The organism is Stenotrophomonas sp. 01N47 (assembly GCF_056399165.1).
Genome location: NZ_JBFTQU010000063.1, coordinates 1 through 433, shown reverse-complemented (window position 1 = coordinate 433; position 433 = coordinate 1). Strand labels below are relative to the sequence as shown.

The window sequence follows — 433 nt, the reverse complement described above, 5'->3', positions numbered from 1 at the left end:
GTGTGACGTCGCACCCTAGAATGCCCCGATGCGCGATGATCTCTCCCTTCTGCTGAACTCCCTCAACGATGCCCAACGCCAGGCCGTAGCTGCCTCCGTGGGTCGTCAGTTGGTCCTGGCCGGTGCTGGCTCCGGTAAAACCCGAGTGCTGGTGCACCGTATCGCCTGGTTGATCCAGGTCGAAAACGCCTCGCCCCACTCCATTCTGTCGGTGACCTTCACCAACAAGGCCGCTGCCGAGATGCGTCATCGCATCGAGCAGCTGATGGGTATCAACCCGGCCGGCATGTGGGTCGGCACCTTCCACGGCCTGGCGCACCGCTTATTGCGGGCGCACTGGCAAGAGGCGGGCCTGAGCCAGACCTTCCAGATTCTCGACAGCGACGACCAGCAACGGCTGGTCAAGCGGGTGATCCGCGAGTTGGGCCTGGAC

At 63.5% G+C, this 433-nt stretch carries 1 protein-coding gene; it reads left to right on the top strand.

The features are described from left to right. Positions 1 to 28: 28 nt before the first annotated feature. The coding region (locus AC1DKR_RS21225) for a UvrD-helicase domain-containing protein (protein WP_478035132.1) at positions 29 to 433 on the top strand (405 nt) is incomplete at its 3' end.